The organism is Agathobaculum ammoniilyticum (assembly GCF_025567315.1).
Classification (GTDB): Bacteria; Bacillota; Clostridia; order Oscillospirales; family Butyricicoccaceae; genus Agathobaculum; species Agathobaculum ammoniilyticum.
The window spans coordinates 45570-72029 of sequence record NZ_JAOQJE010000004.1 but is presented as its reverse complement, the minus strand read 5'-3'; the positions used below and the strand labels follow the sequence as shown (position 1 = coordinate 72029).

Annotated in this window: 35 protein-coding genes; 15 read left to right on the top strand and 20 right to left on the bottom strand. The window is 51.9% G+C overall.

What is annotated here, in order from left to right:
• Positions 1–113: 113 nt before the first annotated feature.
• The 17 genes from OCV66_RS05645 to OCV66_RS05565 all read right to left on the bottom strand — a co-directional run bounded on the left by OCV66_RS05645 (position 114) and on the right by OCV66_RS05565 (position 8962).
• Positions 114–527 carry a hypothetical protein gene (locus OCV66_RS05645; protein WP_147573903.1) on the bottom strand — a complete coding sequence of 138 codons (414 nt, stop codon included), beginning with the start codon at positions 525–527 and terminating at the stop codon, positions 114–116.
• Positions 524–1177 (bottom strand): DNA cytosine methyltransferase, encoded by a 654-nt coding sequence (locus OCV66_RS05640; protein ID WP_147573901.1) that lies wholly within the window; start codon positions 1175–1177, stop codon positions 524–526. Before OCV66_RS05640 ends, OCV66_RS05645 begins: the two co-directional genes overlap by 4 nt.
• Positions 1174–1614, bottom strand: coding sequence for a hypothetical protein (locus tag OCV66_RS05635; RefSeq protein ID WP_147573899.1), 441 nt, complete (start codon positions 1612–1614; stop codon positions 1174–1176). The genes OCV66_RS05640 and OCV66_RS05635 overlap by 4 nt, the downstream gene beginning before the upstream one ends.
• Positions 1598–3022 (bottom strand): ParB N-terminal domain-containing protein, encoded by a 1425-nt coding sequence (locus tag OCV66_RS05630; RefSeq protein ID WP_147573897.1) that lies wholly within the window; start codon positions 3020–3022, stop codon positions 1598–1600. The genes OCV66_RS05635 and OCV66_RS05630 overlap by 17 nt, the downstream gene beginning before the upstream one ends.
• Positions 3006–3809 carry a ParA family protein gene (locus OCV66_RS05625; RefSeq protein ID WP_147573896.1) on the bottom strand — a complete coding sequence of 268 codons (804 nt, stop codon included), beginning with the start codon at positions 3807–3809 and terminating at the stop codon, positions 3006–3008. The genes OCV66_RS05630 and OCV66_RS05625 overlap by 17 nt, the downstream gene beginning before the upstream one ends.
• The gene (locus OCV66_RS05620) at positions 3806–4021 is read right to left on the bottom strand and encodes a hypothetical protein (RefSeq protein WP_147573894.1); all 216 of its coding nucleotides are present in this window, start codon (positions 4019–4021) and stop codon (positions 3806–3808) included. The genes OCV66_RS05625 and OCV66_RS05620 overlap by 4 nt, the downstream gene beginning before the upstream one ends.
• A gap of 1 nt (position 4022) precedes the next feature.
• Positions 4023–4199, bottom strand: a complete 177-nt coding sequence (locus tag OCV66_RS05615) for a hypothetical protein (RefSeq protein ID WP_262563937.1) — start codon at positions 4197–4199, stop codon at positions 4023–4025.
• On the bottom strand, positions 4186–4527 hold the full coding sequence (locus tag OCV66_RS05610; protein WP_147573892.1) for a hypothetical protein: 342 nt from the start codon (positions 4525–4527) through the stop codon (positions 4186–4188). Before OCV66_RS05610 ends, OCV66_RS05615 begins: the two co-directional genes overlap by 14 nt.
• A gap of 16 nt (positions 4528–4543) precedes the next feature.
• On the bottom strand, positions 4544–5833 hold the full coding sequence (locus tag OCV66_RS05605) for a replicative DNA helicase (RefSeq protein ID WP_147573891.1): 1290 nt from the start codon (positions 5831–5833) through the stop codon (positions 4544–4546).
• The gene (locus tag OCV66_RS05600) at positions 5827–6588 is read right to left on the bottom strand and encodes a hypothetical protein (protein WP_147573889.1); all 762 of its coding nucleotides are present in this window, start codon (positions 6586–6588) and stop codon (positions 5827–5829) included. The genes OCV66_RS05605 and OCV66_RS05600 overlap by 7 nt, the downstream gene beginning before the upstream one ends.
• Positions 6585–7034: a hypothetical protein gene (locus OCV66_RS05595; protein WP_054327766.1), complete on the bottom strand. Its 450-nt coding sequence runs from the start codon at positions 7032–7034 to the stop codon at positions 6585–6587. Before OCV66_RS05595 ends, OCV66_RS05600 begins: the two co-directional genes overlap by 4 nt.
• A 196-nt stretch (positions 7035–7230) precedes the next feature.
• Complete coding sequence (locus OCV66_RS05590) at positions 7231–7461, bottom strand: hypothetical protein (protein WP_054327765.1); 231 nt, start codon at positions 7459–7461, stop codon at positions 7231–7233.
• Between the two features lie 40 nt (positions 7462–7501).
• Positions 7502–7957 carry a helix-turn-helix domain-containing protein gene (locus OCV66_RS05585; RefSeq protein ID WP_054327764.1) on the bottom strand — a complete coding sequence of 152 codons (456 nt, stop codon included), beginning with the start codon at positions 7955–7957 and terminating at the stop codon, positions 7502–7504.
• A gap of 44 nt (positions 7958–8001) precedes the next feature.
• Positions 8002–8208 carry a hypothetical protein gene (locus OCV66_RS05580; protein WP_147573888.1) on the bottom strand — a complete coding sequence of 69 codons (207 nt, stop codon included), beginning with the start codon at positions 8206–8208 and terminating at the stop codon, positions 8002–8004.
• Positions 8205–8516, bottom strand: coding sequence for a hypothetical protein (locus OCV66_RS05575; protein ID WP_147573886.1), 312 nt, complete (start codon positions 8514–8516; stop codon positions 8205–8207). The genes OCV66_RS05580 and OCV66_RS05575 overlap by 4 nt, the downstream gene beginning before the upstream one ends.
• A gap of 5 nt (positions 8517–8521) precedes the next feature.
• Positions 8522–8755 (bottom strand): hypothetical protein, encoded by a 234-nt coding sequence (locus OCV66_RS05570; RefSeq protein ID WP_147573885.1) that lies wholly within the window; start codon positions 8753–8755, stop codon positions 8522–8524.
• The gene (locus tag OCV66_RS05565) at positions 8756–8962 is read right to left on the bottom strand and encodes a helix-turn-helix transcriptional regulator (RefSeq protein ID WP_147573883.1); all 207 of its coding nucleotides are present in this window, start codon (positions 8960–8962) and stop codon (positions 8756–8758) included.
• A gap of 154 nt (positions 8963–9116) precedes the next feature.
• On the opposite strand from OCV66_RS05565, the gene OCV66_RS05560 reads away from it, so the two are divergent.
• From OCV66_RS05560 to OCV66_RS05490, 15 genes are all read left to right on the top strand, one after another.
• Complete coding sequence (locus OCV66_RS05560; RefSeq protein ID WP_186949712.1) at positions 9117–9464, top strand: helix-turn-helix domain-containing protein; 348 nt, start codon at positions 9117–9119, stop codon at positions 9462–9464.
• A 211-nt stretch (positions 9465–9675) separates the two neighbouring features.
• Positions 9676–10755, top strand: a complete 1080-nt coding sequence (locus OCV66_RS05555) for a type I restriction endonuclease (RefSeq protein WP_147573881.1) — start codon at positions 9676–9678, stop codon at positions 10753–10755.
• A 44-nt stretch (positions 10756–10799) separates the two neighbouring features.
• A complete protein-coding gene (locus OCV66_RS05550) occupies positions 10800–11171 on the top strand; it encodes a hypothetical protein (RefSeq protein WP_147573880.1) in 372 nt (123 codons plus the stop codon).
• A 125-nt stretch (positions 11172–11296) separates the two neighbouring features.
• The gene (locus OCV66_RS05545) at positions 11297–12847 is read left to right on the top strand and encodes a recombinase family protein (protein WP_262563931.1); all 1551 of its coding nucleotides are present in this window, start codon (positions 11297–11299) and stop codon (positions 12845–12847) included.
• A gap of 55 nt (positions 12848–12902) precedes the next feature.
• The gene (locus tag OCV66_RS05540) at positions 12903–13316 is read left to right on the top strand and encodes a glycosyl hydrolase family 18 protein (protein WP_054327756.1); all 414 of its coding nucleotides are present in this window, start codon (positions 12903–12905) and stop codon (positions 13314–13316) included.
• A 167-nt stretch (positions 13317–13483) separates the two neighbouring features.
• Positions 13484–14296, top strand: a complete 813-nt coding sequence (locus tag OCV66_RS05535; RefSeq protein WP_147573877.1) for a CAP domain-containing protein — start codon at positions 13484–13486, stop codon at positions 14294–14296.
• Positions 14297–14503: 207 nt separating this feature from the next.
• A complete protein-coding gene (locus OCV66_RS05530; RefSeq protein ID WP_054327754.1) occupies positions 14504–14854 on the top strand; it encodes a TnpV protein in 351 nt (116 codons plus the stop codon).
• 141 nt (positions 14855–14995) lie between these two features.
• Positions 14996–15223: a helix-turn-helix domain-containing protein gene (locus OCV66_RS05525; protein WP_054327753.1), complete on the top strand. Its 228-nt coding sequence runs from the start codon at positions 14996–14998 to the stop codon at positions 15221–15223.
• Complete coding sequence (locus OCV66_RS05520) at positions 15216–16067, top strand: DNA-methyltransferase (protein WP_207724444.1); 852 nt, start codon at positions 15216–15218, stop codon at positions 16065–16067. Before OCV66_RS05525 ends, OCV66_RS05520 begins: the two co-directional genes overlap by 8 nt.
• An 8-nt stretch (positions 16068–16075) precedes the next feature.
• Positions 16076–18808 carry an N-6 DNA methylase gene (locus OCV66_RS05515; RefSeq protein ID WP_147573876.1) on the top strand — a complete coding sequence of 911 codons (2733 nt, stop codon included), beginning with the start codon at positions 16076–16078 and terminating at the stop codon, positions 18806–18808.
• A 796-nt stretch (positions 18809–19604) separates the two neighbouring features.
• Positions 19605–20003 (top strand): plasmid mobilization protein, encoded by a 399-nt coding sequence (locus OCV66_RS05510; RefSeq protein ID WP_054327750.1) that lies wholly within the window; start codon positions 19605–19607, stop codon positions 20001–20003.
• Positions 19975–21555 carry a relaxase/mobilization nuclease domain-containing protein gene (locus OCV66_RS05505; RefSeq protein ID WP_054327814.1) on the top strand — a complete coding sequence of 527 codons (1581 nt, stop codon included), beginning with the start codon at positions 19975–19977 and terminating at the stop codon, positions 21553–21555. Before OCV66_RS05510 ends, OCV66_RS05505 begins: the two co-directional genes overlap by 29 nt.
• A gap of 80 nt (positions 21556–21635) precedes the next feature.
• The gene (locus OCV66_RS05500; RefSeq protein ID WP_054327749.1) at positions 21636–21839 is read left to right on the top strand and encodes a hypothetical protein; all 204 of its coding nucleotides are present in this window, start codon (positions 21636–21638) and stop codon (positions 21837–21839) included.
• 37 nt (positions 21840–21876) lie between these two features.
• Complete coding sequence (locus OCV66_RS05495; RefSeq protein WP_243182376.1) at positions 21877–23052, top strand: recombinase family protein; 1176 nt, start codon at positions 21877–21879, stop codon at positions 23050–23052.
• Positions 22935–23591: a DUF4368 domain-containing protein gene (locus tag OCV66_RS05490; RefSeq protein WP_243182377.1), complete on the top strand. Its 657-nt coding sequence runs from the start codon at positions 22935–22937 to the stop codon at positions 23589–23591. The genes OCV66_RS05495 and OCV66_RS05490 overlap by 118 nt, the downstream gene beginning before the upstream one ends.
• Positions 23592–23678: 87 nt before the next feature.
• Here the strand turns inward: OCV66_RS05490 and OCV66_RS05485 are convergent, their stop codons facing one another.
• The 3 genes from OCV66_RS05485 to cysK form a co-directional block, all read right to left on the bottom strand.
• Positions 23679–24701: a hypothetical protein gene (locus OCV66_RS05485; protein ID WP_147573874.1), complete on the bottom strand. Its 1023-nt coding sequence runs from the start codon at positions 24699–24701 to the stop codon at positions 23679–23681.
• Positions 24698–25180: a sigma-70 family RNA polymerase sigma factor gene (locus OCV66_RS05480; RefSeq protein WP_243182378.1), complete on the bottom strand. Its 483-nt coding sequence runs from the start codon at positions 25178–25180 to the stop codon at positions 24698–24700. The genes OCV66_RS05485 and OCV66_RS05480 overlap by 4 nt, the downstream gene beginning before the upstream one ends.
• Before the next feature lie 186 nt (positions 25181–25366).
• Positions 25367–26299: a cysteine synthase A gene (gene cysK / locus OCV66_RS05475; RefSeq protein ID WP_054327746.1), complete on the bottom strand. Its 933-nt coding sequence runs from the start codon at positions 26297–26299 to the stop codon at positions 25367–25369.
• Positions 26300–26460 lie beyond the last annotated feature (161 nt).

Below are 26460 nucleotides of genomic sequence, written 5' to 3'. Positions count from 1 at the left end.
GAGTTTGCGGACAAGTTCAACCGCTTCTTTTGCCCGTTCTTCTCCGCATACAGGGGTAAAATTACAGAGGATGCCAAAGCATACTGCGTTTATGTCCAGCTTCTCAATGTCCATCAGGTGTCCTCCCCTTTATTCATACCATAAAGCGCAGCGTTTACAAAGCCGGAAACCTCGCCAGGGTCAAACACCTGTTTGCATTCAGGGCAAACAGGCCACATGCCTTGCCGGTATTTGCGGGTAATGTCCTGCACCCCACGCAACCGAATGATTTTCCGTTCTTCTTCCCTCCAGAATTTCAGCCGTTCTTTCTCCCGAGCTGTGTCCTTTGCGATTTGCTCCCACCGCTGGGCAATTTCGAACAGCACTGCCCATGGGTCTAAGATTGCGCCGCACTCTTCACAGGAAACAATGTGATTTGTTTCGTCTATGACGTAGGTAGGATTTTTGCACTGGCATATTTTCTGACGGTTTCGCTCGATAATCGCGGGAAAAATATTGATAATTTTCTGTTCATTATCTTCTATCATTCGGCGACCTCCTTTCCCTCCGTCGGGCATATACCGCCCCACTGTTCGGCCATAGCACGGGCGATGCCTGGAAATGTTTTTGCACGTAGTTTTGGATCCCGTTTTGACCTCAGTAAATACCTGTCTTTTAATGTAGGGGCTCTTCTTGCTGATGTGCTGCCCACCCACAATCCTTCCGGAATAACAATATCCGTTGCCATCAACGGCGGTAATCCCTTCAGCCAGAGACATGTTCGTTTTCTCCATGCATGTCCGAACATATACGGCTCTATTATCTGCGAATACGGCGGCAGCCCATATCTTTTCAGGGGTACGGGGTTCTCCACTGCGATCTTGGAACAATCCGCATTAAGGAAAGCGAGGAAAAATTCTTTTGCAACTCTTCCTTTTGCGTCTCTGTCCTCGTCTTTTATCGTGTGGTCTGCGGCATACAGACGCACTGCTCCGGCCGCTGTCAAATAAGTACAGGGCGGGAAAGCCAGAATCATATCCCACTGCATTTTCAGCAGTTCCAGCGCATCGCATTGGAGATGCCACTCCGGATGCCCGCCGCTGCACGGCTCAATATCGCAGCTGTACGCCTCATGCCCCAGCGCCCGAAACGCCTTGCAGACCTCCTGCGATTCTTCGCAGGCTACCAGTACTTTCATGCCTCTCCCTCTGGCGGGCGGCGGTAGTAATCTTCGTTTACTTTCGACCGAATGCACCATGCGCACGGCGGATAGTCGTCATTTTTGATGTAATAGCATCCCTCGCACGTCAACGGCTCGTTCGGCGGGGTGGTTTCGGCCAAACTCGCTATCTCTTCAAATGATTTTGAGTAATCCGGCTTTTCCAGCGTGTATCCGGCGGCGAATATTTCTATCAGTTGCTCCACTGTAAAGCCTGTTATGATCTGGAGTTTTGTGTAAAGCTCATCAAGCGCTCTCGCTCGATTTACCCACTCGTTCGGCGGGGTGAGGGTGGGCGCTTGAACCACTCTCTGCATCACCCGCCGCAGAACCGATTTTTCCGTCTCGTCCTCGGTGTCGTTGTACCAGGACACGAGATCATTGTTTAGTGTATATGCATCAATCGGTCTTGCCATCTTTCAGCCCCTCCCTGTTTTCGGCGGCAGTGCGGCAGACCACCACGGGCTGCGGCATAACTTTCGGTAGCCAACCACAACGGCCGTTACAATCCTTTGGACAGGCGATGCAGCACGCGTAAGGCTCATCGCAGCACTGCGCTGCTCCGCATACGCCGTATTTGCTCAGCCCCGTCACGCACACATGGCTGTTTACATTGACCTGCGGCGGCTCGGCCGCCGCCTGCTCCATCCCCTGCGCCAGCTCCCGCAGCGGCGCGCCCTCTGGATTGCCGAACAGCAGTTCCTGCGGATCAATGCCGATCTGCTCAGCAAGGGCAAACGTATCAGCCAGGTCCAGCGCTCGATACGCAAATGGATCATCTGTAAAAACCCAACCGACGCGATAGCAGAGCGGCTCGTCCAGCTCGTTCGGCGCCGTGACGCCGTACTGCGCCAGCATTGCACGCATATGCTGCCGCACCGCAGCCAGCGGCGACGCCTCAAACGCGTCGATCTCACGCTCGTGCTCCTCCTGCCGCGCCTCGGCCTCGGCATGCGCGCGGTTCGCCTTGCTTACTTTGCCGCATACCCACTCGCAGCTCTCAGACCGCTCGCAGTCGTGACAGCAGCCAGGGCATTCGCCGCGCTTTACCGCCGCCGCGCGTTTATCCGTGCTCACACATGGTTCAGGGGATCTCTCGGCCGGACAGGTCAGCGGGGCGAAGCCCGCTGCGTCTGCCTTTTTGTGCGCCCTGACCTTTTTTGCGTCGAGGCGCCACAATCTGTCCTGATATACCCCGCGCAGTTGTTCCTGCAGTCGCTCGTCGCAGCCCTGCAGCTCATACGCCACAGCCTCGTTGATGTGCGCCTTTTTGTAGTCAGCTTTCCAGGCAGCGATCAGGTGGTTATCAATCGCCTTTGCCCGCGCAAGCGCGGCCTCACTCACCTGCAGCACGCCCGCGACATATTCCCGCAGTTTGCCGGGCAGTTCCACCACCCCGCGCTGTTTGAGATCAACCAGCGCCGCCTCGATCTCCCTTGCCGCGCCTGCGACCTCGCTGCCGGTCAGGCCCGCGCCGCCGCGCGCCATTGTATTGGTCCAGTGCAGGATCAGCGTGCGCCGCGACGGGTCGAGGTCTGCGGCCAGCACGATGCAGGGCGCGGTTTTGCGGCCCAGCAGGGCCAGCGCATTCCGGCGGCGATGCCCTGCAATCAGCAGATACCGCTCGCCATTTGCCTGCACGACCAGCGGCTGCTGCAGGCCGACCACCTGGATGCTCTCTGCCAGCTCGTCAATGTTCCGCTGGTCGTAGCGGTTATCCTCATTCTCATCAATCGCGGCCAGCGGGATGTCATGCACCTGCATGGGGTTCGAATCGGACACCGCCGCGCCCAGCAGCGCGCCTACGTCAAGCCGTTTCGCCATCGTCCACACCTCCCAGGTACTCCCGCACCCATGCGCGGTAATCCCGTGCCGCGCCCGAGGTGGGCGACCATTGGCAGATCGGCTCGCCTCCCAAAACCGACTTATCTACCGGCCGCGACAGCCGGATATGGCTGTTAAACACACGCTGCCCGCTGTTTTTCCGCAGCCAGTCCTCCACCCCGATTATGTCCGGATCGTTGTACCACATGGTCAGCAGCACGCCCGCGATCCGCACCGACGGGCTGACGCGCCGCACGCTTTCTACCTGCCGCGTCAGCTCGGCCATGCCGTCGATCTCAAAGCCGCCCGGCTTGAGCGGGATCACAATATCCGTGCTCGCCGCGATCGCTGAGATGGACGCGAGCGAGAACGCGGGCGGGCAGTCTATAATGATATAATCATATGCGTCGTCCTCGATCACCGCGTCGCGCAGATCGGTGAGCGCACGCAGCGCACGCTCGCGCGGCGTCCCGCCATGCACGTCGTCCGGCAGGCTGCCGTCGAGGTCGAGCGCCGCCAGCGACATGTCCGCGGGGATCACATCCAGCCCGCGGTAAATCGTGTGCTGGATCAGGTCTGTGTAACAGGCCGCCATGCCCTCAAACAGGTCCGCGAGGCTGCCTGGCTCGGCCGGTATCCGGTAAAATTTCGACGCGTTGCCCTGATGGTCCGCGTCGATCAGCAGCACCCGCCCGCCGTATTCGGTCGCCAGGATCGCCGCCAGATTCACGGCGGTAACGGTCTTGCCGACGCCGCCTTTCAGATTGACAACGGAAATTGTTTTCATTCCCCGAACGCCTCCTCAGACCATTCCTGTATTTTGCCTTGTTGTATGGCGCGTCCGATAATATCAAGCAATTCGTCGCCCGCCCCTTTTTCGGTCGATTCATATGCCTCATAGATGCGTGCAAGTATGGACAGCACCTCGGTCAGCATATTTACCCCTTGCCCGTATATTTCCAACGCTACTGTACCATCGTTGACTTCCACTCTGATCATTTCATTTGTCCTTTCTTCGGTGCATTCCCGCGAACTTCTCGACGATCTCCGCCGCGATGCCGAGCGCGCGGGCGGTGCGCAGGTAGTCCCCTGCAAATTCCGGCTCGCATACCCTGCTCATTGCCAGCACGCGGCGGCGCTCAAAGCGCAGGATTTTGATTACTTCACGCAGGTTCATCGTCGTCCTCCTCCGGCGCGTCCGCGATCATGCGGGCGCAGCTCGGGCAGGTGTTCCAGCCGTTTTCATGCGGTCCGGCCGCCTCAAACCGCGCGATATGCCCGCATTCCCCGCACTGGTAAACATTGTGCTCCCTGTCAATCAGCCTGTACTGCACCGGCCCGAGATCGCCGTCCAGATACGATGCCGCCACACGCGGCGAATCGCATACATCCTCGTAGTCCTTGAGCTTGCACAGCGGGCCGTACAGTGCCTGCGGCACCTCGCCCCATTCTACGCCCTTAACGCCCCATACCCCGTCTGGGGTTTTCCATGTCAGTCGTCCCATTTTGCTCCTCCGTTTCCTATGCGCTTTCTATTTCCTGCTGCCCGCGGTGGCTTTTCTCCACGCGCGCCACATGGCGCGCGGCGGCGAGCTGCCCGTCCATATACTCGGCAAAAAGCTGGTGCTGGCCGTCAAACGACAGCGAAAACTCGCCCAGCCGCCCCTCTTTGTTTTTCAGCACACGCAGTTTGCGGTCGTCCGCAGGCGCGTCCTCGTCCGGATCGAGATACAGCGCCAGCACTGCGTCCGCGTCCTGCTCGATCTGGCCGGATTCGCGCAGGTCGGTCAGCGTGGGCGCGGCATCCGCGCGGCTGGCCGCGGCGCGGGAAAACTGGCTGAGCGCCACAACCAGGATGCCGTGCTCCTGCGCCATCGTGTGCAGGTCGAGCGAAATATTGGTCACCTGCTCGAACCGGTCGCGCCCGCGCCCGCGCAGCTCCTGCAGGTAATCGATGAACACGATCCGCTGCCGCCGCGCCAGCGCGGTGGTCAGGATATCCTGCACGCCCCAGCCCGGCGCATGGACCAGCTCCAGATCGGTCGCGGTGACCTCCTTTTTCCACGTCGCCGCCCGCTGCCATTCCTCGTCGGTCATTTCGCGCCGGTTGATGCGCGCAAAATCGATGATGCAGCGGTTCGCCACCAGGCGGTTGGTCAGCTTTGCGGGGCTGGTCTCCAGACTGTAAAAGCCGACCCGCTCCTGCTGCCCCATGTGCGCCGCCATCTGCAGCGCCAGCGCGGTTTTGCCCGCCGAGGGCCGCCCCGCCAGCACCACAAAATCCCCGTGATCCGAGTACAGCCGCCGGTCCAGCTTGTCCAGCCCGTAGCTGATAAATTTCCGCTTTTCCCCCTGCTCGGTGAAAAACTGCAGCAGCGCCTGGTCCATCGTCACGACCCGCGTCCGGTTTTTCTCGCTGAGTATTTCGCCCGCCTGCCCGATCAGCTCGCGCGCCTGCGTGCTTGTCCGCACCCCTGCAAGCTGCTCTGCGAGCGCCCGCAGCCGCCGCACCCGCGTCTGCTCCTGCATAGCGGCTATATACGTTTTCCAGCCGAACGCCGTCGGCGTGATATCCATGCACTGCAGCAGCAGGTTGTTATACTCCGCGCCGCAGACGCCGCGAATGGTTACCGCGTCCACCGGCCGTCCCGCCGTAAACAACCGCACCGCCGCCTGATACACCGTGCGCAGCTCGGGGATGCTGAAATCCTCCGCCCGTGTCAGGCTGATCAGCTCGCCCACGATCGACGGGTCCACCAGCAGGCAGCCGATCACGCTGTATTCCGCGTCCAGCGTTGCCTTTTCTACCATTGCTCGTATCCTCCGTTCTGACGGTGCGGTGCAGGCGCGGCGCTGCCGCCGTACTTGCCCTCCAGCACCTTGACCAGGTTATTTTCGCTCATGAGCCAGTCGAAATCTGCCCGCCAGCCCCGGTCGTTGCTGCCCGTGCAAAAGCTGCTTGCCTGCGCGCGGTAAAATACATCGATCAGCTGCTCGGACGTATAGCCGGTTGCGTAAAGACGGCGCACCGCTTTCGCCCGTTTCTCCGTCAGCTTGACCGCCTGCGGCATACCGGTGCAGATCGTGTTATACCGCTCCATCAGTTCCAGCGGTTTGATATTTCCGTCCGGCTTTTCCTCTTCTTCTTTTAACTGTGTATTTAACTGTTCCTTATACATTTCACCGTTTGGTGCCAAGTCGTCACCGTTTGGGGACGGGGTGCTGTCACCGTTTGGGGACAGCTCGCGACAAAACGGGGAAATGGGCAATTTACTCTCATCGAGCGAATAAAACAGCGTCCGGTCATGGCTGTCTCGGTTGTAATTTGCCGTCAGCACGACCCCGGTGTCTTTCAGTTTTTTGACGATGCGCTCGATCTGCCGCTTGCTCCACCAGGGAAACAGCCTTTCCATTGCACGGATGCTGTTATATGTCCAGTACCGGCCGTCATGGAAATGGCGGTCGTTGGCTTCGTTTTTTGCGATCCAAAATTGAAGCATGGCGATAAAGACCGCCTCATCCACGCCATACATGGCAGCGATCCGGCCGTCGAAATGATAAGTCATCCTTTACCGCCCCCTCCCCCTGTCAGCACGCGCAGCGCCTGCACGATCGCAGCGGCGCGCGTAAGCAGAGCCTCCAGCTCGGCCAGCGCTGCATTTGCGTCCGGCAACGCAGGCGGCTCCGCTTTATCCGCTGTGGCCTCGGAGGCATGCGGAGACAGGGCCGGACTGCTCCGGTCCTTATCCCCCGCGCGCGGCGGCAGACGGCCCGCCGCGACCAGGTTGTCGATTTTGCGGCGGGTACGCTCGACCGTTGCACCGACTGCATCGGCAAGCTGCACATAATCGCGGGTCCCCTCTGTCCATAGCTCAATCAGCCGCGCGGTCTGCTCGGCCGTCCAGCGCTCCCTTTTTCCCTCCCGTCCGTGCGGGACAGAGGCGGGAGCCGCCGCTTGCACAGCGCGCCGCGCTGTCAGTCGTTCGGCCAGCAGGGCCTCGGTGACTTTCACCGCCGCCCCCTCCTCTCCAGCGCACGGCCGAGCAGCCGGTCCATACAAATCCCGAGCGCCAGATACAGGCACCCTATCCCCAGCATCATCAACAGCCAATTTGTAACCATCGTTTATTCCTCCGTTTCCCCTGCGCCGCCTCTTGACAGCGCAGGGTTTTTGTTTTATCCTGTAAGTAGCTTTTATTTCTTTGCGCTCAGTCGCGGTTGCCGCCGCCCTGGGCGCTTTCCTTTTGCTGCTTTGCCAATTCAGCCCGCATAAATATGTTCGCAGCCACCTCTTTCATGCGGTCAACACACCTCTGGTGTTCTTCTGCGTTGGACTTGGGTACCGTATTCTCGTCGTCATAGATCCGGCACACTGCCTTACGGCCGCTGGCGAGCGTGAACGCCTGCTCCATAACCAGCCTGCGGTTTTTGCTTTCCATAGGCACACCTCCTCGGGGTATTGTATTCATCAGTGCTTGTTCATCTTTCCACCTGCGTTTCCCCCGCTATTGAGGCCATCTCTGCCAGATACGCACGGCGCAGCATGCGCCGCTGTATCGCCTGATAGCGTGGGTATTCCGCATCATCGATTTTCCGGTCCAACGCGATCCGCGCCAGATCATGCGCGTCGCGCCGCTCCTGCTCGTAGTCCTCGGCCTCCAGCCCTACCTCCAGCGCAAGCTGCTGCAGCTCAACGTTGCTTTCCGGCCTGTGCCATACGCAGCCCAGCGGGCAGCGGTTGCAATAGTACCCCCGCAGCCAGGGCGCGCGGTAGGCCGCCGCCATCTGCGCCGCCTTTTCCGGTGACGGCTCACGACTGGCCTGCTCAATGTCCTGCAGGCAGCGCACCGACCAGCCTAACCGCTCCGCTGCGGCTTCCTGCGTCAAACCCGCACCCTCACGGGCAGTTTGGTAAATATTCTGGTAGTTTTGCATCGTGGTGCTTCCCTCCTTTTCGTGGTATAATGCAAGGCATAAAGTCACCCCGCCTTATTTTCAAAACCGCCGAAGTCGGGCGGCGTTTCCAGCCGGAGACGGATATAGTCCACCAGCGCGATCGTCTGCAGGTGCGTCAGCCCCGCGGTTCTCGCCTGCTCCAGCAACGCGCCCGCAGCAGATGCTATCTTGTCGCGCCCTGCCGCGTCCAGCAGCGCATTGCGTTCTGCGTGGGATAGCTCCAGTTTCATGCCGCGCACCTGCCTCTCCAGAAAGAGAGTTCCTCCTCCATGAGATCTGGTTTATCCGTGATCAAAGACACCATTTTCAACATAACCAGCGCTTCTTCATCAGGTATATTCTCAAGAATATCGGCTATTCCCTGCATGATTTCAAACATATCTTTCGAGGGATATGTGTCCCCGCCAAACCGTTCGACTATCTCCATCTCGACTGCTCTCTCTGCGATTTCCCAGCCGCACAGCAGGTCATAAAGGTCGTACATTTCCTTGGGATGCGCGTAGCAAACGCCCAGCGCGTATTCTTTCATTGCACTCATAATTCCTATCCTTTCTTTTCCAGCAGATATGCGAGGATATCAGGCAGGACCGCTAAAGACTGCGGTTCTCGGTTTTTCATCGTTTCGATGGTAAATTGATGTAATTCGTCGATAAGTTGTTTCTTCTGCGTGTCAGATAGCAACGGCCTGTAATAATACTCCATTTTGTATGGGGGTGTTAGAATATTTCCGTACTCAAGCTTGCTTACACGCTCCTCCAGTTCGTTGATTCGTCGCATTTACCCCGCCTCCTTTTCCGGCTCGGCTGCATACAGGTCATCGATAGTACAGCCGAACACATACGCGAGTCGTTTTGCCTTTTCAAGAGAGGGTGTAACAACGCCACGTTCCCACTGACTAATTGCTGTCTGATTTACATTCACCCTCTCCGCTAACTCTGCTTGTGAAATCCCCAAGCTCTTTCTTTTTTCTTTGATGCAAAGCATATTCCCCCTCCTTTCTGTAGTAGTTTTCTACTGTACGCACACTATAACATTAGTTTTCTATTTTGTCAAGCAGTTTTCTACTATTTTTTTGCAAGTATTGATTTTTAGTAGTATTACTGTTAATATTGATACATCAGGACAAGGAGGCCACCCCGTGAATCGAATAAAAGAATTGCGGCAAAATGCCAAATTGTCGCAAAAAGAGTTGGCAGATCTAATTGGTGTTAATCAAACGGCAGTAAGCCAATGGGAACGTGGTATTACCTCGCCAAAATATTCTCAAGTTCAGAATTTATGCGAGGTGTTTGATGTTTCAGACGCCTATTTGTTAGGTATGATCAATAAAAAAAAGCCGCTCACCTCTGAGGTGAGCGACCTAACGCAGAAGCAGATTAAGATTTTGGAAATGATGGATCAGATGACACCGGAACAGCAAGACGAGATGATTCGGCAGGCAGAATACCAATTATGGATGCAGCAACACAGAAAAGGCGATCAATAGTCTCTGAATCAGCTACTCGCATTATTTCCAGCATGCGCTGTTGTTGTAGTGTCATTAGATCGCCCTCCCAAAATCGAACAACCGTTTGTATTTAGAATAATACACCGTATCTTGTTCGATTGCAAGAGGGGTTTCAATATATTGTATTATTTTCACAAATTTTAGGTGTCCAATTTGGACATTGAAAAAAATAGTCAGGGGGATAACTACAATGGATTTTATTGATCAGGTAAAGCAGTTTTCTAAGCGTGTTGATTCTCTCAAAGATGCAGTTGCTACTGAGGAGGCCACAAAAACCTCTCTGATCATGCCATTCTTTTCTATGTTGGGATATGATATTTTCAATCCACAAGAATTTGTCCCTGAATACACAGCGGATGTCGGCATTAAAAAAGGCGAAAAAGTAGACTATGCAATTATTATGAATGCTGAGCCTGTTATTTTGATTGAGTGCAAGTCTGCGTCTGAAAATTTAGAAAAGCACGATTCACAGTTGTTCCGCTATTTTGGTACGACTTCGGCTAAATTCGCTATTCTTACAAATGGCATTATTTATCGTTTTTATACTGACCTTGAAGATGCCAACCGTATGGATGAAACTCCGTTTCTCGAAGTCAATATGCTGGATGTAAAGGATAATCAAGTCCCTGAGTTAAAAAAGTTCTGCAAATCAGTATTTGATATCGATACTATTTTTGATACTGCATCTCGTCTTAAATACGCGAATGAATTTCGTGGTATCCTTAATGCCCAGCTTGATTCCCCATCAGATGATTTTGTTCGTCTGTTCTTACAGGATGTTTACGCTGGGCCTAAGACGCAGGCCGTTATTGAAAAGTTCCGGCCTATCGTAAAAAAATCTCTCAATGATTTCATTAGTGAAATGCTGAACGAAAAACTAAAGACCGCGCTCGGTTCCTCTGAACTCAGCCTCCCCGCCGAGCAGCAAAAGGACCATGACATGGAAAATACTGAAGATGCTCCCGTGGTAAAAAAGCCTGCTATTGTGACCACTGAGGAAGAACTTGAGGCATATTTTATTGTCAAAAATATGTTGAGTGACATTGTTTCCCATACTGATATCACCTATAAAGATACAGAATCGTATATCAATATTCTTTACAAGGGTAATACCCGTAAATGGATTTGCCGTTTACGTCTGACGGATAATCAGAAAACGTTGATTATCCCTGACGAAAGCAAAAAGGATATCAAATATCCCATGCAAGATATTTATGATCTAAATAACTATAAGGAGCAACTGTCAGAAGTCTTAAACCGCTACCTATAAGGAAGTACGCTATTACATATTCTCCATCCCAAGGAGGCCTCCCCATGACCAACGAAGAAAAGATTTTATCCCTGCTCGAAAAGCTCGACAACCGTGTGGATCAGCTTGACGCGCGTCAGGCACGCACCGAGACATTGCTCGAAAAGCATAGTGAAATGCTCGAAAAGCACGGCGAAATGCTTGACAGGCTCGACCGCCGTATGGACCAGCTCGACGAGCGGCAGACAAAAACCGAGATCATACTGGAAAACACCCTCGTCCCCCGCCTTGATGCGCTGGCCGAGGGACAGAAAGCGCTGATGGAAGCCCTCGCGCCGAAGTCCCGCGTGGAAGCGCTGGAGGAAGAAGTCGACCTGCTCAAAACCGTCGTCCGCTCGCTGTCCCGCGATATGGCCGAACTGAAAAAAGCGCAGTAACCCCATGCAGACCATAACCGAACACTGTTCCGTCGTGGTCTGCTGTTTTTTTAACCACCTAAACCGAACAAATGTTTCTTTTCTTTTTATTTTCCGTTTTCCATATACTGAAATCAGGTGATTCTATGGCATATTTAATCTATCTGCGCAAATCACGCATGGACATGGAAGCTGAAGCCCGCGGCGAGGGCGAAACGCTTGCCCGCCACCGTACCGCCCTGCTCGCGCTGGCGCGGCGTATGGGATTGGAGATCGGCGCAATATATGAGGAAATCGTCTCCGGTGAAACCATTGCCGCCCGTCCACAGATGCAGCGTCTGCTCTCCGAGGTCGAGGCTGGACAGTGGGAGGGCGTGCTGGTCATGGAAGTTGAGCGTCTCGCCCGCGGCGACAGCATCGACCAGGGCATTGTCTCGCAGGCGTTCAAATACTCCGGCACCAAGATTATCACCCCCGCCAAAACCTACGATCCGGCAAACGAGTTTGACGAGGAATATTTCGAGTTCGGACTGTTCATGTCCCGCCGCGAGTATAAGACGATCAAGCGCCGCATGGTGGCCGGACGCATTGCCTCGGTCAAAGAGGGCAAGTACATGGGCAAAACAGACCCTTATGGCTACTTTCGCGTCAAGGTGCCAAACGGTAAGGGCTACACGCTCAAACTAAACCCGCCGCAGGCCGCCATCGTCCGCGAGGTCTTCAACCTGCGTCTGCAGGGCGTGGGCTGCTATATGATTGCCCGTCGGCTGAATGCCCGTGGCGAACGCACCAGCGCGGGAATCGCATGGAGCGCGCAGTCGGTCCGCAACGTGCTGCGCAACTGCCTGTATGCGGGCTTTGTTACATGGGGCCATAAAGCGGCGCAGCCGGTCGTGCGGTCTGGCGTACTCACCAAGCCGCGCCGCTATGTCGCGGATTATGTCAAAGTCAAGGGGATGCACCCTGCGCTGGTCAGCGAGGCAGACTTCGACGCCGTACAACATCTGCTGGACAGCACACCAGGGCTGCCCCTGAAGAAAGGGCATGAGATCAAAAACCCGTTTGTCGGGCTGCTGTACTGCGGAAAATGCGGTCATGTGATTACCTATGGCGCAGCGGCGGCTGCCCCGCCCTGCACCGGCCGTTTGGACTGCCGCTGGGCAGCATGTGACAACGTCAGTTCGTTCTGTGCAGACGTTGAAGATGCCGTATTGCACGCCCTCCAGCTCTGGCTGGCCGAGTACGAGGTAGACACCGACCAGCAGAACAGCGTCGGGCGCGAGCTGGACGACCGAGCCGCGCAGGCTCAAGACGAAATCCGTAGCATCCACACAGCCCAACGCAAACTGCGCACGCAGCTCGACCGAGCCGCCGAGCTGGTGGAACAGGAAATCTACACGCCGGAATATTTTGTTTCGCGGCGCAACCAGATCAATGCCCAGCTCACCGAGCTGGATCGGGCGCTGGCCAAGGCCAGTGAACGCGCACTGTGCATCGACCGCGAACGCCGAGCCTCCCCCTCCATGCTTCCCAAATTGCAGCACGTCCTGGAGGCATACCCCACCGCTCAGTCCGCACAGGAAAAAAACGACCTGCTCCGCACGGTTATTAGCCGTATCGTCTATCTGAAAAATGCCCCCGAGCGTAGCTTGGGTGATTCCACAATTTATGTCGAGATATCTCGAAAATTCGAATAAGATTTATATGTATCATAAATAAACTTATGAATGGGGATACGCCCTTTCCGAGCCTATGGCGGTCGCCCCCATCAACAAGATAGAGCCAGTCGTCCGGTTCGCCACCTCGGTCATCCCGCCCGCGAAAATCTTTATGGGCATTCCAAATTATGGTTACGACTGGTCTCTCCCCTATATAAAAGGACAGACGCGCGCACGGAGCCTCGGCAATGTTCAGGCGGTCGAGCAGGCGATCCAAGTCGGCGCGCCCATCCAATTCGACGAAACCGCCCAGTCGCCGCATTATAATTACTGGCGCGACCGTGCCGAGCACGAGGTCTGGTTCGAGGACGCCCGTTCGATCCGCACCAAGCTTGCGCTGGCCGGCGAATACCAGCTGCACGGCATCAGCATCTGGAATATCATGCGGTACTTTCCCCAGCTTTGGCTGGTGCTCAACAACCTCTATGAAATTGAAAAACTCCCATAAAATACGGGAAATCCGGCCGGAAAATTCCTTTTCCGGCCGGATTCTGCTGTATATATCCGTGGGCGGCAGCTATTTCCATTGCAAAACGGTTACAAAATGCGCTATACTTTGCCCCAGAGAGTAAAACAATCCAGTTTACTCTACGAAAACCAAGGAGGTATCCAAATATGCAGTTCAAGAAAATCGTACCGTTGGCGTTAGCGCTGACCATTTCGACTACCGCTGCGGCCGGCGCGGCCAATCTCGATATGAGCAAATTCTACAACCCCACCATATTCGCTTCCCAGTCCCAGCGCCAGCTGCTCCAGCGGTTGTGCGACCGCTTTGATATTTCGTTCTGCGGCCAGCAGGTCAACTGTCCGGTCGTAAAGCCTGACAACAAGCCGGAGCAGACGCCGGACGAAACGCCCGACCAACAGCCGGAGGAAACGCCGGAGCAGACACCGGAGGATACGCCGGGCGAAGAGCTTCCCGACCAGACACCGGACGACGAGCCGGAGAACCAGCCGGACGACCAGCCCGGCCAGCTTCCAGACAACAACCGTCCCGAGGGTACGCCGGACAATGATACCGAGCAGACGCCGGACGGCGATACCGGCTCCTCCCAGGGCAGCTTCGCCTCCCAGGTCGTCGCGCTGGTAAATGCGGAACGCGCCAAGGAGGGCCTGTCTCCCCTGACGATCGACGCCCGCGTGCAGCAGGCGGCGCAGGTGCGCGCACAGGAATCCGCGCAGTCCTTCTCGCACACCCGTCCCAACGGCTCCTCTTTTTCGACTGCGCTGACCGAGGCCGGCGTTTCCTACCGCGGCGCGGGTGAAAACATCGCCTACGGCCAGAGTACGCCGCAGGCGGTCGTCACCGCGTGGATGAACTCGTCCGGACACCGCGCGAATATCATGAGCAAGAACTTCACCACCATCGGCGTCGGCTACTCCGTGGTAGGCGGCACGCCGTACTGGGCTCAGTTGTTTACCTATTAATTTTATTTTTGCGCTTCCGGCACCGCCGGGTGAAAAAACAGGCCGCAAAGGGTGGCTATCAATAAGACAGTATGAGAACATTACTGGCATAGGGTAGCTGCCGTACAGGGTGCGACAAGAAAAATTGGTGATGCTTGGTTTTCACAACCAGGTATCGCCTTTTTCTGTCTTTAAAGAATTTTCATACTATGATTGGAGGAACAAACAATGCAGGAACTTACTTATATTCGTTGCGGTGATTACTATATTCCAAATATTCGCTTACCAGAGGAAAACAGACCTATTGGTTGTTGGGGACGTATGCACAGGGATTACATCAAGGAACATAATCCCATACGCTTCAATGATTTGTGCCTTAGCGGTGAACTGTGGACGTATCTGGCTGATTTGAACGAGCAGGCACAGAACCGTCTTGAACTTATCATCGAGCAGATGAAAGCTGCTGAGGGTGTGACAGAGAACATGAAGGCAACTGACCAAATGGCATGGGTTGGAGCTATGAACAGTATCCGCAACCGTGCAGAAGAAATTGTGAAACACGAATTGAGTTATAACTGATACCGCAGAGGATCTTGTGTTCAAGGTGGCACAAGTCCCTCTTTTTCTTTCAGAGTGGACGAAAAAACAAATTCATGCAAACCTATTGAAAAATTCACACTTTCGTGATATAATATTTATTAATGTAAGGAGGGATTCGCTATGGCTGTAACCTATAAAAAATTATTTCACTTATTGATTGATAAGGGTATGACTAATGCCGAGCTAATGGAGAAAGCAGGATTTAGTGCCAATATCATTACCCGTATCAAGCGTGATAATTATATTTCTCTCGATAGCATTGAGAAGATTTGCAAAACCCTCCACTGTGGAGTCGATGATATTTTGGAATTCAATTCAATTGGAGAGGAGGAAGAAAAACATGATTGATATTAACTCTCCACTTTATCCTATGGTCAATACCCTTTTTGAAGAAGATTGTCTTGAGTGCATGAAACGTATTCCTGACGCTTCTGTCGACATGATCCTTTGCGATCTTCCATATGGAATGACACAGAACAAATGGGATAGCTATATTCCCCTTGATTTGCTATGGGAACAATATTTACGAATTATTAAGCCTAATGGTGCCATTGTACTTACATCACAAGGTCTATTTACCGCAAAACTCATTCTCAGCCAGCCAAAGTATTATAAGTATAAATGGATCTGGGAAAAGTCTAAACCGACTAATTTCCTTAATGTTAAGAAGCAACCGTTGAGAAAACATGAGGATGTATGCGTATTCTATAAAAAACAACCAACGTACCATCCACAAATGACCAAGGGCGAACCTTATGATAAAGGCGTGAGAAAAAACCAGTTAAGCGGGAGCTATGGAGATTTCCAACCAGTCCATGTTGCAAGTGATGGGGAACGCTACCCGACCGATATCGTTTATATTAAGACTGCTGAATGTGAAGGCGAGGTCGTTCATCCTACCCAAAAGCCTATTGAATTAGGTCGATATTTCATTCGTACATACACCAATCCAGGCGATGTGATTCTTGATAACACTTTTGGTAGCGGATCATTTTTAGTTGCAGCTCTTATGGAAGGGCGTAATTTTATTGGTATAGAAAAAAATGAAGATGTAGCTTTGTTTAAAAAAGATGCTATTAACTATATAGATGTGGCAAAAAGGCGTTTGTTCTTGGCGTGGGAAAGTTTGGACAAAAAGACACGTCAACACATTGCCGTGACTAATCTTATAAAGGATTTCACAGAAAGGTAGGTATCATTGTGGCAACAATTATTCGCAGAAATGAACGTAGTTGGGCAATAGATCTTATCTCTAAGATTAATGCAATCGCAACGGCAAATGACTTAATTATTAAACGTGCCGGTGGAGAAAGTACAATTTCAACAGGTCGAGGAAATACAATGTTTCCAGATGTTGTTCTCTATGGCAACAAGGAGCAAAGTATTATTTTACAAGGTTGGGAACTCAAAATGCCGGATGTCCCGATTGAGGACGAAACCTTTATTAAAGATGCACAGCAAAAGGCTATAGCGCTAAATTTAAATAGTTGCTTGATTTGGAATTTTACATACGCAGTTCTCTATATCAGAGGAGAGAAAAATACTTTCTCAAAACTTAAGCAATGGGATGCAACGAGCCATATTCGCACAAGGGCGGATGTGGAAACCTATCGCACAGATTGGGAAAAACTTTTAGAAGAAATAGTCCTTGACGTCAACAGTTATTTTGTATCTGGAGATTTCCGCAACGCTACGCTTGGTGACATTATTTCTGAAAGCACCATAACAACACTCATTCAGCGAAATAAAGAAATTATTGCAGAAAAATTAAAGACAGCTGCTTTCCGAGATGCTGTAATGGCAGCCTATATCGACAATTGGTGGCTTGGTGTAAAATCTGAATATGAACATGATGAAACTGATAAGTATAAAGCCTATGCTAAGACAATAATTCTTAATTGGGCAAACAGAATTATTTTTGCTCATATTATAAAGAATAGGCAGAATGGTGCACTTGTAATCAATGAACTTGACTATGATACTACCCCAAGCGAAGCAAATCAGATTTTCCAGAAGATTACTGCCAAATGCGACTTTTATAATGTTTTTTCCGCAGTAAGATATAATGACATTTTGCCAGAACTGACATGGCAAGATTTTGCTGAGTATTCAAATTTCTTGAAGAGCAATGGAATTGAGAATCTCAATCAAGAAGCGTTACAGAACATTTTGGAGGGTTCTGTTGCTACCAGTAAAAGAGCAATTAACGGACAGTACACAACGCCTCCGGAATTAGCAAAACTATTGGTTCGTCTATCTGTAAAAGATTGGACCGATACAATACTGGATTGTTGTTGTGGTACAGGAACAATCCCCAAAGCAGCCATTGAAATCAAAAGGACACAATTATCACCTAAAGACGCAGTTGAATCTGTATGGGCGTGCGATAAGTACAAATATCCGCTGCAGGTTGCCAATATTAGTATGACAGACTCCGATACTATCAATCTGGCAAATCGTTTGTTCCAGCACAATGCATTATCTTTGACTATTGGAGATGATATTTCCATAGTCAATCCGGAAACAGGTGAAGAAATGCATCTGTCTCTGCCTGCGTTTGGTACGGTGGTATCCAACCTTCCTTTCGTCCCATTTGAGATTATTCCTGATGACGACAAGGATGAAATTTCTAAAATGCCGTTGGCTTCTGAATTAGATGGCAGATCAGATTTGTATTGCTATATTGCAACGAAGATTGCCGATGTAATAAAGCCCGGTGGAACACTCGGAATCATTGTTTCCAACTCTTGGCTCGGTACAAACGCAGGCACCAAACTTATCGAGGTATTAAGACAGAAGTATTATTTAAAACAAGTACACCTTAGTGGTAAAGGGCGCTGGTTCAAAAATGCCGATGTAGTGACAACCATCATTGTGTTGGAAAAGAAAGGTTCCAGCCAAAAAGCTACTACTGATTTTTGGCTGTGGAAACAGACCTTGGAACAGCTGACTACAGATAGTGATAATGAGAACATTTTGGTTAACTCGGCATTGTTGGGAACAGAGCTGGATAAAACCGTATCAAGACTGTCGAAGTATGCACAGAGCCAGATTGATGACCTGTTAGAACTGAACGTATGTTACAATGCTCTGTTCCACGATATTGATTGGCTGCTAAATGTAAAAGATAAAATTATTCCGATCAACGAGGTTTACCATGTTTTTAGAGGTAATCGTAGAGGTTGGGATGCGCTGTTTTATCCGCAAGCGGGCGAACATAGGATTGAAAAGCAATATCTGAAAAAGGTTCTTATAAACGCCCGAAATGTAAATCGACTTACTGCAACAGCGGACAGAGATGCTTTCTGCTGTGGTGTATCAACAGCGGATTTGGAAAAGCAAGGTCATATTGGTGCACTGGAGTGGATAACAAAATTTGTTGACCAAAGAAATGGTGTTGGAAAGCCACTGCCAACAGTTCTTAAAAGAACTGGTATGGAATGGTACGAGTTGCAAGACAACGAAATTGCTGAGGTCTTCACGATGATGAATCCGGATCAGCGTCTTTTCTTTGCAAAATTTGAAACTCCGTCATTCGTGAATCAGAGGCTCATTGGATTAACCCATAAAGCGAGTTATTCGGATGAGGAACTCAATCATGCGTTGCTTAATTCGATGTTCACAATGTTCTATATAGAAGCTTCTGGCTTTGGGCGAGGACTCGGTGTTTTGGATGTGAACAAGGACAGCATTGCAAATTGTTATATGCTTAATCCAAAACTGGTTTCCCAAAATGACAGAACAAAAATTATTGCGGCATTTGAGAAGTTAAAATCCAGGCAAATCATGAGGGTTTCTGAAGAATTGTCGGATGACATTCGTTTGGAGTTTGAGCATACAGTTCTGAAAAGTTTCGGCATTGATGATTATTTTGATAAAATCAAATCGTCGTTACTCTCTATGCAAGAAACAAGAGCTACTGTTCGAGAATAATCCAGCAGCAAGGCACTAACTTTTACGGTTGGTGCCTTGCTTTTTCAATTTGCGTAATTTATCTTACCTTATAGGGAGAGAATTTTTCTGCATCGAGTAGCAGAGCCGACCGTCCATGTCAACGGTCGAGATGAACGGGCTTCGCCCACCGTTGACAAGTTCGCCCGTCTCTGCTGTAAGGCAATCAAGGGGCAACAGCAAAAAGTGCTGCCGCCCCTGTTCATAAAAAAGATACAACTGCAATGGCAAGTATTTCCTGTTCAAATCTTGACAACTGAGGTCGCTGTTTGTATAATAATATTATAGAAAGTTTATCCACACAAAACTGAATATTAAAATGTTCAAACATATTTTATAAGAGTCGGTTTTATCCGACACGGTATCGGTACACCGGAAGTGCCGAACTGCTCCACCACGCCATTGGTTCTGTTGGCAGGAGCTGTACGAAGCAGAACCCGACTTTGATTTTTCAGAGCCGATTACATAGAACATCACTTTGAAGCGAGAGCCATGCTCCCTCCGATTTCTGATGTTTTGTGTAATCGGCTCTTTTTGCTTTGTCATTTTTTCAAAATACTGTTCAGCGCCAAATGCGTGAACTTGAAAAATCGACGAACACGAAAAGGCTGGGTAGTGAAGAGCAAGATTCTACCATGGCTCCAAATTTCGCCTATCACTCATTTTCCCCATCATGGAATCTTGTTGGGGAGTGCCTTCCCCAAACCCTGCTCTATTCCGCAAAGCGGAAGCGACGGCATACGCCGACCACCATTTTCACAAATGAAGGAGGAACCGAATGACAAAAAACTACAATACACCGAAACGAACCCATATCGTAAAAACCCGCCTGGACGATGAAGAACATGCCGACTTTCTCCGCCGATTGGAGATTTACGACATGACCCAATCGGAGTTTATTCGTGAAGCAAGCTTCGGCGCAACCATCAAACCGACCATTGTGGCAACATTGGTCAGTGATGATCTGCTGGCTGCTGTCGGCAAGCTAATCGCTGAGTACGGAAGAATCGGCAACAACCTCAATCAGATTGCCCGACACCTCAATGAATGGCACAGTCCCTATCCTACCATGGCGAAGGAATTGCAAGATTCTGCCGCTGATCTCGCCACTCTGAAATTGGAAGTGATGAAAAAGGTAGGTGATGCTGTTGGCAACGTTCAAGCATATAAGCTCTAAAAATGCCGACTATTCTGCCGCCGAAGCCTACCTCACTTTTGAACACGACGAGTTCACCATGAAGCCCACCCTGGACGAAAACGGCAGACTTGTTCCAAGACAGAATTATTGCATTTCTACGCTGAACTGCGGTGACGAAGATTTTGCGATTGCCTGTCTCCGTGCCAATCTCCGCTACAGCAAAAATCAAAAACGGGAAGATATTAAAAGCCATCACTATATCATCAGCTTTGACCCCAAGGATGTTCCCGACCACGGATTGACCGTTGACCGGGCGCAGCAGTTAGGCGAGGAATACTGCAAAAGGCATTTTCCCGGACATCAAGCTATCGTTTGCACTCATCCCGACGGACATAACGGCAGTGGCAATGTTCATGTACACATCGTTATCAACTCTCTGCGAATTATGGAAGTTCCGTTCATGCCATATATGGACAGACCGTGCCATACTCAACCGGACATGAAGCACCGATGCACCAACGTAGCTATGGAATACTTTTGTTCCGAAGTCATGGAAATGTGCCACGATGCGGGTCTGTATCAGATTGATCTGCTGAATGGGAGCCGAACTCATATCACCGAGCATGAGTATTGGGCGAAGAAGAAAGGACAGATTGCGCTGGATGAAGAAAACGCTGTTCTTGCAGAACAGGGCTTGCCCATTAAGCAGACCAAGTTTGAAACCGATAAAGACAAGCTCCGTGAAGAAATCCGTATGGCACTTTCAGAAGCAATTAGCTTTGATGACTTTGCAGAAAAACTTCTCCGCCGTGGTATCGCTGTCAAAGAAAGCCGAGGGCGTTTGTCCTATCTCACACCCGACCGCACCAAACCCATCACGGCACGAAAGCTGGGCAATGATTTTGATAAAGCTGTTGTATTCGCTGTCTTTGTCAGAAACGCAAAACAAGTGAGGGCGAAAGCTGCACCCGTCCATTCCGCACCGACCATCCAAGACCGTGTTAATCAGCAGAACACCGTCAGCCGTATGGTGGATGTAACTGCCGCAAAGGAAAAGGGCAAAGGGTACGAGCATTGGGCAAAGAAGCACAATCTCAAAAATGCAAGCCGCACCTATCTTCTGTATCAGGAAATGGGATTCGAATCTCCAGAAGCATTAGCTGCCGCCTGTGATGCCGCCCATGAGAAGCTAAGTGATATTCGCATCGAAATGAAAACCGTAGAAGCTGCAATCTCAGAAAAGAAAGAGTTCCGGAATAATATTCTGAACTATCACAAGACCCGATATGTAATCGACGAATTGAAAGCCTGCAAAAACGAAAAAGCCCGACAGAAATATCGTGATGAGCATGATAGCGACTTCATCATTCTGAACGCCGCTAAACGCTATTTTGATTCTAAGGGATTGAAGAAACTGCCAAGCTACAAGGCGTTGCAGACGGAAGTGGAGCAGCTCATCAAGGAGAAAAACGAGCTTTACAACCAATATCAGATTGCCAAGGAAGAAGCACAGCGGCTCGATACCATTCGGCACAATCTGGAGCAGACCCTTGGCAGAAAAATTGAACACAAGAAAGAACAGGAGCGATAATCATTCCATTCGAATCCATTCCCATCCGTCCAGTTCCCAATTTGGGAACTGGATACCACCAAGTAGAAAGGACAATTTTTATGAATGAGCAGAACAATAAAAATTACACTATCAATGAAAACGGCAATATTGTTGCCCACAATTACTGTGCAGCAGAGTTGCCGAAGATCACTGTAACCATCCATTCCGGTCAAACCACTTATCGCTTTAATGGAAGCTATGACGGAAATCGTAGTTTGCCCGCAAAGCTGCTCGACCACATGGTTAAAGACAACGAAAACTAAGAAAAACACTATAACGAAATGGTAGATTTATTCACAAATGTGTGATATGATATATACAAGCAATCCTGTATTGGCAGACTGCCCGCCGATTAAGGAGGAACAAGATATAAATAGGCAGTCTGACAAAATTACCGCTATCTACTGTAGATTAAGTCGTGACGATGAACTGACAGGCGATAGCAACAGCATTGTCAATCAAAAGGCGATTCTCAATAGGTACGCTAAAGAACAAGGTTTCAAAAATATCCAGTTTTTTGTGGATGACGGGTACTCCGGTGCAAACTTTAATAGACCCGATTGGCAACGCATGATCGAACTGGTGGAGAATGATAAAGTTGGTATCATCCTCGCCAAAGATATGAGCCGTATCGGTAGAAACTATCTGGAGGTTGGCATCTATACCGAGATGCTTTTCCCCGAACACAATGTCCGTTTCATCGCCGTAAACAGCGGTGTGGACAGCGCCAATCAGCAGGACAACGATTTTACGCCGTTTTTGAATATCATCAACGAATTTTACGTCAAGGACAGCAGTAAGAAAGTCCGTGCCGTTATGAGGCAAAAAGGCGAAGCTGGCGAGTATCTGACCACCAACCCGCCCTACGGCTACATGAAAGACCCCGACAATCCAAAGAAGCATTGGATTGTGGATGATGAAGCCGCAGCCGTTGTCCGTCAGATTTTCGCATGGTGCATGGAGGGCTATGGCCCATCTCAGATTGCTAAGAAGCTGAAGGACGCAAAGGTAGAATGTCCTACTGTTCATTGGATGAAGTTAGGCCGCAATGCTCCCGCCAAAACACCCGATGACCCGTATGGTTGGGTGCCTGACACTGTTTCAGGCATACTGGAGAAGCAGGAATACCTTGGACACACAGTTAATTTCAAAACTCGCAGGTTATCGTACAAGAGCAAAAAGAAACTCGAAACCCCTCCCAACCAATGGAAGATTTTCGAGAACACCCACGAAGCAATTATTGACAAAATACCTTTGACCGTGTGCAGGAACTTCGCAAGAACAAACGCAGACCTACCAAAACAGGCAAAACCAATATGTTCTCCGGTCTCGCTCGCTGTGCCGATTGCGGTGAGAAATTGTACTACTGCACCAGCAAGAGTTTTGAAACCCGACAAGACCACTTCATTTGCTCCACCTCCCGCAAGCGTGGCAAAGATGTGTGCGAAACACATTTCATCCGTGCGGTCGTGTTAGAGGAAGGAACTTTGCAGCATATGCGTTTGCTTTTCCTCTGCATCGCAAACTATGAGGATGAGTTCCGCAAGGCATTGGGTGCAAAGCGAACAGCCGAATCAAAGAAAGAGCTTTCTGCTAAAAAGAGAGCCTTGCAGAAGTCTGAAAATCGCATGTCTGAACTGGACAGATTGTTCAAACGTATTTACGAGGATATGGTCAACGGAAAGCTCTCCGAAGCTCGTTTCCAGATGTTATCTGATGATTATGAGCAGGAACAGGATGAACTGAGAGCCAAGATTGAAATGCTTGAAAACGAAATACAGAACCAAGAAAATCATGTGGAGAGTGTCGATACCTTCATTCGCTTGGCGAAGAAGCACTTGTATCTGGAGAAGCTGACACCCGAGGTTCTAAACGATATGGTGAAAGCCGTGTATGTTCATGCACCGGACAAGTCCAGTGGACACAGGGTGCAGGATGTAGACATCAGCTACAATCACATCGGCATACTCCCCGCCAATTTACTCTATGACATTATGAACGGAAAAGCGGCATGATTTACTCATGCCGCCTCCCCGAAAACAATATGATACTGTTTTATTGAGCCGCCCCTAACCGCGGCCTGTTTTGCTTTTCCCTCTAGGTCAGGCGGAAAGCGGATACTCGGTATCGTTTATAACGACCGCCTGCACATCCGCAAGGTCAAAGGTCCGCGCAAGCACATACACGGCGGCTTCGTAGTCAAAGCCGGCATCCGCGCCAAAGCCAAGCGCATACAGGGTGCGGTCGATATGGTTTGCCTGGTCGGTGATAACTACTACAGAGCCATCCCGCATCTTCACCGCAATGTATCCCACCGCGTCCACGATTATATCCCCCGTCTGCTGCGAGGTGATGCGCAGGCCGATCTGAGACAGCGTGACGGCCCTGTCCGCGCTCGTGTAGCTGGGCATCCGCTGGAATTCCGGCAGAGGCACCTCCAGCGCGACCAGGCCGATGCTTGCACCGTTGGAAACCACCTGCTCCCTGCCCTGTTCCTGCATAACAAGGCGCAGGGGCGTACCCGCCGAGTAGTCGCCGCTGGGAATGAAAGCGCCTTCCAAATAGTAATCGTTTTCGGTCGAACGGCTCTTATCCAGATAGAAGCGGCTGCCGCAGAAGCCATATTCGCCGTACATCACGCTGAAATTGTACTGCCCATCCTGCACGGCGCAGCATTCGGACAGATTGCTCCAAACCAGATCGGGCTGGTTTTGATACTCTGGCAGCAGCTCGATCACGGCGAACGGCATCACCCCATCGCCCGACTTATTCTGCAGGTGCAGGCTGACGATGCCCACGCCCGCGCTCTCGTCAAACAGAACCGATTCCACCGACAGGCGGTATTGGTCGTTCTCATCCGTCAGCGTACCCGGCTCGGAGGCGGCGACATAGTCCGTGAGGGGCGCGTCCGTGCCGTTGGGGAAAAGCAGCGGAAAGCCGCCGCTGACGCCCGCCGCAAACGCTGTGCCGCCGATGCACAGCGCGGCGGCACAGCCGATCGATACCACGCGCTTCCATGGGAAACGCCGCGTCCGGCACAGACGCTCGGGCAGGCTCTCCAGCGCCGCGCGGACGCGCTGGTCAAACTGCGGGGTCATCTGGGGAAAATCATTCGGGTGCATCATGCAAAACACGCTCCTTCCAAATCCTTGCGGAGCAGCTCGCGCGCTGTCCGCAGCCTGCTTTTGACCGTACCCTCCGGCACACCGAGCAGTCCAGCGATCTCGCGCGTTTTGAAGCCCTCCAGGTAAAACAGCACCACCGGCAGGCGGTATTTTTCATCCAGCGACAGCAGCGCTTCATACAGGTCGCTGTGGTCGTCCGCCGCCGGTGCGGGGATACACTCGGCCTGCTCCTGCTTATAGGGCGCGAGCCGCTGCCGCAGGCGCAGGATCGCGCGGCATTCATTAATCAGGATGCGCGTCAACCAGGTTTTGAAATATTTCGGCCGGCGCAGCGTATCCAACTGCTCCCACGCGCGCAGGATAGCCTGCTGCGCTGCGTCCGCGCAGTCCTGCTCGCTGCGGAGCATGGCCTTTGCGACGCGGTATAGCGCCGGCTCTGCTTCCAGCACTGCGGCGGTGAATTCTGCTTTGTCCATCATAGACGGGTCGTTCCTTTCCGAAAGCGTTTGGCGGCCGCCTCAACCTGCTTTCGCTTCATTAGATGGAACAGGCGGGGCTTTGGTTCGGCCTTTCAAAAATTTTTCTTTCCCCGCCCTTTTGTGGGCGTAAAAAGCGGCGGAGCATATGCTCCGCCGCTTGCTGTATCGAATGGAAGAGCCGCAGGCTCAATCGCTGACCAGCGGGGTGGACAGATACCGGTCGCCCGTATCGGGCAGGAGCGCGACAATGGTCTTGCCTGCGTTCTCCGGTCGCTTGGAAAGCTCGACCGCCGCCCACAGCGCCGCGCCGGACGAAATACCGACGAACAGACCCTCGCTGTGCGTGAACACCCGCGCGGTCGCGAACGCGTCCTCGCCCTTGACGCGCATGACCTCGTCATACACCTTGGTATCCAGCACCTGCGGCACAAAGCCCGCGCCAATGCCCTGTATCTTATGCGGACCGCCCTTTCCAGTGGACAGCACGGGGGATTCATCCGGCTCCACCGCCACGACCTTGACGTTCGGGTCCTGCTCCTTGAGATACTGGCCGACGCCGGTAACCGTGCCGCCCGTGCCGACGCCCGCGACAAAAATATCCACCTTGCCGCCCGACTGGCTCCAGATCTCCGGTCCCGTACTCGCACGGTGCGCCGCCGGGTTGGCCGCGTTGACAAACTGGCCGGGAATAAAGCTGTTCGGGATGTTCTTTGCCAGCTCATCCGCACGCGCGATCGCGCCGGACATACCCTTCGCCCCCTCGGTCAGTACCAGCTCCGCGCCGTATGCTTTCAGCATATTGCGACGCTCGACGCTCATGGTTTCCGGCATAGTGAGGATGATCCGGTAGCCACGCGCCGCCGCGACCGCCGCCAGGCCGATGCCAGTGTTACCGCTCGTCGGCTCGATGATGGTCGCGCCGGGCTTTAACGCGCCGCTCGCCTCTGCGTCGTCGATCATCGCGTTGGCGATGCGGTCCTTGACCGAGCCCGCAGGATTGAAATACTCCAGCTTTGCCAGGATCTCGGCGCCCGCGCCGGACTTCTGAGCAAATTTATCCGCCGCGTACAGCGGGGTGTTGCCGATCAGTTCGGCAAAGCTTCTTTTAATATCAGACATGGTGAATTACCGCCTTTCCGTTATGTGAATATTTATCGAACCAGGGCCTGTCTATGTTACAGCCCGCCGGTACATCGTTTCCCTCGCGGAAGCATCATGGACTGCCGCCTCCCTTTATTTCCACTATTCATAGGTGTTTTATATGAATTAGGATACAGGGG

What these genes read in the sequence shown, in the direction of transcription:
- OCV66_RS05645 (WP_147573903.1), bottom strand. Translation starts at nt 527, where the DNA reads ATGATAGAAGATAATGAACAGAAAATTATCAATATTTTTCCCGCGATT.
- OCV66_RS05640 (WP_147573901.1), bottom strand. Translation starts at nt 1,177, where the DNA reads ATGAAAGTACTGGTAGCCTGCGAAGAATCGCAGGAGGTCTGCAAGGCG.
- OCV66_RS05635 (WP_147573899.1), bottom strand. Translation starts at nt 1,614, where the DNA reads ATGGCAAGACCGATTGATGCATATACACTAAACAATGATCTCGTGTCC.
- OCV66_RS05630 (WP_147573897.1), bottom strand. Translation starts at nt 3,022, where the DNA reads ATGGCGAAACGGCTTGACGTAGGCGCGCTGCTGGGCGCGGCGGTGTCC.
- OCV66_RS05625 (WP_147573896.1), bottom strand. Translation starts at nt 3,809, where the DNA reads ATGAAAACAATTTCCGTTGTCAATCTGAAAGGCGGCGTCGGCAAGACC.
- OCV66_RS05620 (WP_147573894.1), bottom strand. Translation starts at nt 4,021, where the DNA reads ATGATCAGAGTGGAAGTCAACGATGGTACAGTAGCGTTGGAAATATAC.
- OCV66_RS05615 (WP_262563937.1), bottom strand. Translation starts at nt 4,199, where the DNA reads ATGAACCTGCGTGAAGTAATCAAAATCCTGCGCTTTGAGCGCCGCCGC.
- OCV66_RS05610 (WP_147573892.1), bottom strand. Translation starts at nt 4,527, where the DNA reads ATGGGACGACTGACATGGAAAACCCCAGACGGGGTATGGGGCGTTAAG.
- OCV66_RS05605 (WP_147573891.1), bottom strand. Translation starts at nt 5,833, where the DNA reads ATGGTAGAAAAGGCAACGCTGGACGCGGAATACAGCGTGATCGGCTGC.
- OCV66_RS05600 (WP_147573889.1), bottom strand. Translation starts at nt 6,588, where the DNA reads ATGACTTATCATTTCGACGGCCGGATCGCTGCCATGTATGGCGTGGAT.
- OCV66_RS05590 (WP_054327765.1), bottom strand. Translation starts at nt 7,461, where the DNA reads ATGGAAAGCAAAAACCGCAGGCTGGTTATGGAGCAGGCGTTCACGCTC.
- OCV66_RS05585 (WP_054327764.1), bottom strand. Translation starts at nt 7,957, where the DNA reads ATGCAAAACTACCAGAATATTTACCAAACTGCCCGTGAGGGTGCGGGT.
- OCV66_RS05580 (WP_147573888.1), bottom strand. Translation starts at nt 8,208, where the DNA reads ATGAAACTGGAGCTATCCCACGCAGAACGCAATGCGCTGCTGGACGCG.
- OCV66_RS05575 (WP_147573886.1), bottom strand. Translation starts at nt 8,516, where the DNA reads ATGAGTGCAATGAAAGAATACGCGCTGGGCGTTTGCTACGCGCATCCC.
- OCV66_RS05570 (WP_147573885.1), bottom strand. Translation starts at nt 8,755, where the DNA reads ATGCGACGAATCAACGAACTGGAGGAGCGTGTAAGCAAGCTTGAGTAC.
- OCV66_RS05565 (WP_147573883.1), bottom strand. Translation starts at nt 8,962, where the DNA reads ATGCTTTGCATCAAAGAAAAAAGAAAGAGCTTGGGGATTTCACAAGCA.
- OCV66_RS05555 (WP_147573881.1), top strand. Translation starts at nt 9,676, where the DNA reads ATGGATTTTATTGATCAGGTAAAGCAGTTTTCTAAGCGTGTTGATTCT.
- OCV66_RS05550 (WP_147573880.1), top strand. Translation starts at nt 10,800, where the DNA reads ATGACCAACGAAGAAAAGATTTTATCCCTGCTCGAAAAGCTCGACAAC.
- OCV66_RS05545 (WP_262563931.1), top strand. Translation starts at nt 11,297, where the DNA reads ATGGCATATTTAATCTATCTGCGCAAATCACGCATGGACATGGAAGCT.
- OCV66_RS05540 (WP_054327756.1), top strand. Translation starts at nt 12,903, where the DNA reads ATGGCGGTCGCCCCCATCAACAAGATAGAGCCAGTCGTCCGGTTCGCC.
- OCV66_RS05535 (WP_147573877.1), top strand. Translation starts at nt 13,484, where the DNA reads ATGCAGTTCAAGAAAATCGTACCGTTGGCGTTAGCGCTGACCATTTCG.
- OCV66_RS05530 (WP_054327754.1), top strand. Translation starts at nt 14,504, where the DNA reads ATGCAGGAACTTACTTATATTCGTTGCGGTGATTACTATATTCCAAAT.
- OCV66_RS05525 (WP_054327753.1), top strand. Translation starts at nt 14,996, where the DNA reads ATGGCTGTAACCTATAAAAAATTATTTCACTTATTGATTGATAAGGGT.
- OCV66_RS05520 (WP_207724444.1), top strand. Translation starts at nt 15,216, where the DNA reads ATGATTGATATTAACTCTCCACTTTATCCTATGGTCAATACCCTTTTT.
- OCV66_RS05510 (WP_054327750.1), top strand. Translation starts at nt 19,605, where the DNA reads ATGACAAAAAACTACAATACACCGAAACGAACCCATATCGTAAAAACC.
- OCV66_RS05500 (WP_054327749.1), top strand. Translation starts at nt 21,636, where the DNA reads ATGAATGAGCAGAACAATAAAAATTACACTATCAATGAAAACGGCAAT.
- OCV66_RS05495 (WP_243182376.1), top strand. Translation starts at nt 21,877, where the DNA reads ATGTGTGATATGATATATACAAGCAATCCTGTATTGGCAGACTGCCCG.
- OCV66_RS05485 (WP_147573874.1), bottom strand. Translation starts at nt 24,701, where the DNA reads ATGATGCACCCGAATGATTTTCCCCAGATGACCCCGCAGTTTGACCAG.
- OCV66_RS05480 (WP_243182378.1), bottom strand. Translation starts at nt 25,180, where the DNA reads ATGATGGACAAAGCAGAATTCACCGCCGCAGTGCTGGAAGCAGAGCCG.
- cysK (WP_054327746.1), bottom strand. Translation starts at nt 26,299, where the DNA reads ATGTCTGATATTAAAAGAAGCTTTGCCGAACTGATCGGCAACACCCCG.